Genomic DNA, 4,096 nt, shown 5'->3' with positions numbered 1-4,096 from the left:
ACCCCGCGCTGGCCCCGCGGGCGCGCTTCGCCGACGACGCCAAAGCCGGCGACGTCAAGCCCGGCGGGCGGGCGCCGTCGGTCTACCTCGACCCCTACGACGGCACCCTGCGCGGCGAGGTCCGGGGCGAGGCGACCTTCGCCACGATTCGCGGCCTGCACCGGTGGCTGCTGCTGCCCGGAGAGGGCAGGGGCTGGGGCCGCACCATCACCGGCGCCGCGGCTTTGGCGCTCCTCGTGTTCCTCGCCACCAGCGCCTCCGGCCCGAGAACCGGCCGATCCTGGACCGCGACCTGCGCGCGGTCGGCGTTGGCGAGGTCGAGGATCGCCTCCTCGTAGCTCATCATCGCACCGGTGACGCCGACCAGGGCGAGGACGAGCCCGGCGGTGAGGCCGAGCGCCCAGTGCAGGCGAAACAGGACGGTGCGGAGGGAGACAAACATCGCAGGCGGTACGTCACGGAAACGGCGTGCGGTCAAGTCTTTCCGTAGAAGTCCTGAGTTGTGGAGTCTAATTTATTACAATTCGAAAGAGCATCGACTTGTGTTTCTCGGGCCGCGGCGATCGAAAGCCTCGGAACCCTTCGCGCGCCCCGGACAGACGAATGGCTGTGCCGGATGAAGCGCCGAGGGTCGATACTCCGACGCCGCGTGTTCGATGATCGGCCCACCGCAGGCCGTCGAGTCGATTGCGCCCTCCGGCGCCCCCGCGTATACGAGGTCATTCCCCTTTTGAACGCGTGAGACGGGACTTTCGGATCGAGCGGTCCGGAGCCTGCGGACCGATGCCCGGCCCCGTCCGTCCCCGCGTCGGTTTTGGAGCCCGTGCGAAACATGACCCAGGGTCCGCTGATGCCCAAGGCGACCGCCGTCTGGCTGGTCGAGAACACCTCGCTCGCCTTCGAGCAGATCGCCGATTTCTGCAAGCTGCACCCGCTCGAGGTGAAGGGCATCGCCGACGGCGAGGTCGCCGCCGGGATCAAGGGCTTCGACCCGATCACCGCTGGCCAGCTCACCCGCGACGAGATCGAGAAGGCGCAGAAGTCGCCGGCCTACAAGCTCAAGGTCGCGGTCTCGAAGGTGAAGCTGCCCGAGGTCAAGCGCACCACCAAGGGTCCGCGCTACACCCCGCTGTCGCGCCGCCAGGACCGACCGAACGCGATCCTCTGGCTGCTGCGCAACCACCCCGAGCTGAAGGACGCGCAGGTGATCCGGCTCGTCGGCACCACCAAGTCGACGATCCAGCAGATCCGCGAGCGCTCGCACTGGAACTCCGGCTCGCTGCAGCCGATGGACCCGGTGACGCTGGGGCTCTGCACCCAGATCGACCTCGACTTCGAGGTCCAGCGCGCCGCCAAGGACCGTCCCGCGGCGCTGGCCGCCGATTCGGGCGCCTCGCTGCTGCCGACCGAGGTCTCCACCCGCGAGGAGGCGCCCGAGGCCGACGAGCACCGCCACGGCGGTCGCGAGGAGCGGATCAACGCCGATTCGGTGTTCGCCAAGCTCAAGGGCGTCCGCCCGGCGGACGACGACGAGGACTGATTTCTTCGCGGTCTCCCAAGTCTTCGGACCGACGCTGCGGGCCTGCTTCGAAGGAAGCGGGCCCGTTCTGCGTCGACACCCGTTTCTGTTGAACTTCCGGGCCCGTTGCTGTAGAGAGCCGGCGTCCTTCCAGGCCGACCGCACGCGCGTGTTTCAGTGTTGCGCGGCGCCGCCCCGGGACGACCGCCCTCGGACACCGTACGAACGCGTCGGCAAGCCGATCCCATTTTCGGATCGGTCGCTCCTCGATCCGGAGCGGCAGCGGCAACGGGGGCGTTCGCAACACGAGCCGCCGACGTGAGGGCATCCCCGAGGGAGCCCGTTCAGGAGACAGAATGACTGCTGGTACCGCTCTGCAGCGCGACACCTACCGCGACGACTTCGCGGCGCTGCTCGAGGAATCGTTCCTCCAACACGAGATCACCGAAGGCTCCGTCGTCAAGGGTCGCGTCGTCGCGATCGAGAAGGACGTCGCGGTCATCGACATCGGCGCCAAGACCGAGGGTCGCGTCGCCCTCAAGGAATTCAACGGCCCCGGCCGCGAGGGCGAGCTCGCCGTCGGCGACGAGGTCGAGGTCTACGTCGACCGCATCGAGAACGCGCTCGGCGAAGCCGTCATCTCGCGCGACAAGGCGCGCCGCGAGGAGTCGTGGGTCAAGCTCGAGAAGGCCTTCGAGGCCAACGAGCGCGTCTCCGGCACGATCTTCAACCAGGTCAAGGGCGGCTACACCGTCGACCTCGACGGCGCCGTGGCGTTCCTGCCGCGCTCCCAGGTCGACATCCGCCCGGTGCGCGACGTGACGCCCCTGCTCGGCACCCCGCAGCCGTTCCAGATCCTCAAGATGGATCGCCGCCGCGGCAACATCGTCGTCTCGCGCCGCACGGTGCTGGAGGAGAGTCGCGCCGAGCAGCGCTCCGAGCTCGTGGCCAACCTCGAAGAGGGTCAGGTCATCGACGGCGTCGTCAAGAACATCACCGAGTACGGCGCCTTCGTGGATCTGGGCGGCATCGACGGCCTGCTCCATGTCACCGATATGGCGTGGCGCCGCGTGAACCACCCGTCCGAGGTCGTGACCATCGGCCAGACGGTCAAGGTCAAGATCATCAAGATCAACCACGAGACCCACCGCATCTCGCTCGGCATCAAGCAGCTGCTCGCCGACCCGTGGGAGGGAATCGCCCAGCGCTACCCGGTCGACGCCAAGCTCAAGGGCCGCGTCACCAACATCACCGACTACGGCGCCTTCGTGGAGCTGGAGCCGGGGATCGAGGGCCTGATCCACGTCTCCGAGATGAGCTGGACCAAGAAGAACGTCCACCCCGGCAAGATCGTCTCCACCTCGCAGGAAGTGGAAGTGCAGATCCTCGAGGTCGACCCCGTCAAGCGCCGCATCTCGCTCGGCCTCAAGCAGACCCTGCAGAACCCGTGGGAGGCCTTCAACGAGAAGCACCCCGTCGGCTCCGAGGTCGAGGGCGAGGTCAAGAACAAGACCGAGTTCGGCCTGTTCATCGGCCTGGAAGGCGACGTCGACGGCATGGTCCACCTGTCGGACCTCGACTGGAACCGTCCCGGCGAGCAGGTGATCGAGGAGTTCAAGAAGGGCGACATGGTCAAGGCGCAGGTTCTCGACGTCGACGTCGAGAAGGAGCGCATCTCGCTCGGCATCAAGCAGATCGGCGGGGACCCCTTCGCCGAGGCCGGCGACGTCAAAAAGGGCCAGATCGTCACCTGCGAGGTCGTCGAGGTGAAAGATTCGGGCATCGAGGTGAAGATCGTCGACACCGACATGCAGAGCTTCATCCGTCGCGCCGAGCTCGCCCGCGACCGCGGCGACCAGCGCCCCGAGCGCTTCGCCGCCGGCGAGAAGTTCGACGCCCGCGTCATCCAGTTCGACCGCAAGGCGCGCCGCGTCCAGCTATCGATCAAGGCGCTGGAAGTCGCCGAGGAGAAGGAGGCGATGGCCCAGTTCGGCTCGGCCGATTCGGGTGCCTCGCTCGGCGACATCCTCGGCGCGGCCTTCAAGAAGGCCCGCACCAGCGACGACGTCGAAGAGAAGTAGTCCGGTCCTCGCTGGCCGCCCGGGTTCCGCCCGGGCGGCCGGCGGGCCCATTCGATCCGAGGCCCGCGCCGGACACCCGTCCGGCGCGGGCCTTTCTTTTTGGCGGTCTCGTGCCCTCGGCAGCGTGACCGGTTTCAGGGCCTGCACGGATTCGGTCGGCCATGACGGGTGCAGCGCAACCTTAAGGCGATGCGGTTTTGGTTCCCCGCGCCCCTTGCCGGTCCGTGTCCGGCAGGGCTAGAACACCGCTCGCGGGCAACGGCCCGGCGCCCACGAGTTCAAGCCTGCCAAGGACTTGGTCTGTACCGACGCGTGCGGTGCGGATCGTGCCGCGGCACGCGGGCCTCGTGCGCCCTGCCCCGGACATCGGTCTGCGGGTGGGCTGAGAACCGGCCGGCCGCGAGGCCGGGACCGCCAGGGAGCAGACCAGCGCATGGCAGCCGACGCCGAACTCCTGATCGACCGGCGGCGGTTGCGCCGCAAGCTGTCCGTGTGG

The 4,096-nt window shown here is 68.2% G+C and carries 2 protein-coding genes and 2 pseudogenes; 3 read left to right on the top strand and 1 reads right to left on the bottom strand.

Features of this window, described 5'->3' with window-relative positions:
* A pseudogene (locus tag FV222_RS31300) lies at window positions 1-251 on the top strand (PepSY domain-containing protein); the annotation flags it as partial.
* Here the strand turns inward: FV222_RS31300 and FV222_RS31295 are convergent.
* Window positions 242-442: pseudogene (locus FV222_RS31295) on the bottom strand (PepSY-associated TM helix domain-containing protein); the annotation flags it as partial. The pseudogenes FV222_RS31300 and FV222_RS31295 overlap by 10 nt on opposite strands.
* A gap of 390 nt (window positions 443-832) precedes the next feature.
* On the opposite strand from FV222_RS31295, the gene FV222_RS19040 reads away from it, so the two are divergent.
* Complete coding sequence (locus FV222_RS19040; RefSeq protein WP_147753550.1) at window positions 833-1,540, top strand: cell cycle transcriptional regulator TrcR; 708 nt, start codon at window positions 833-835, stop codon at window positions 1,538-1,540.
* A 335-nt stretch (window positions 1,541-1,875) separates the two neighbouring features.
* Window positions 1,876-3,600, top strand: a complete 1,725-nt coding sequence (gene rpsA, locus FV222_RS19035; protein ID WP_147753551.1) for a 30S ribosomal protein S1 — start codon at window positions 1,876-1,878, stop codon at window positions 3,598-3,600.
* Window positions 3,601-4,096 lie beyond the last annotated feature (496 nt).

Source organism: Methylobacterium sp. WL103, from assembly GCF_008039885.1.
Classification (GTDB): Bacteria; Pseudomonadota; Alphaproteobacteria; order Rhizobiales; family Beijerinckiaceae; genus Methylobacterium; species Methylobacterium cerastii.
Note: the sequence above shows the minus strand (reverse complement) of the source record. Positions and strands in the feature narration are given on the sequence as shown.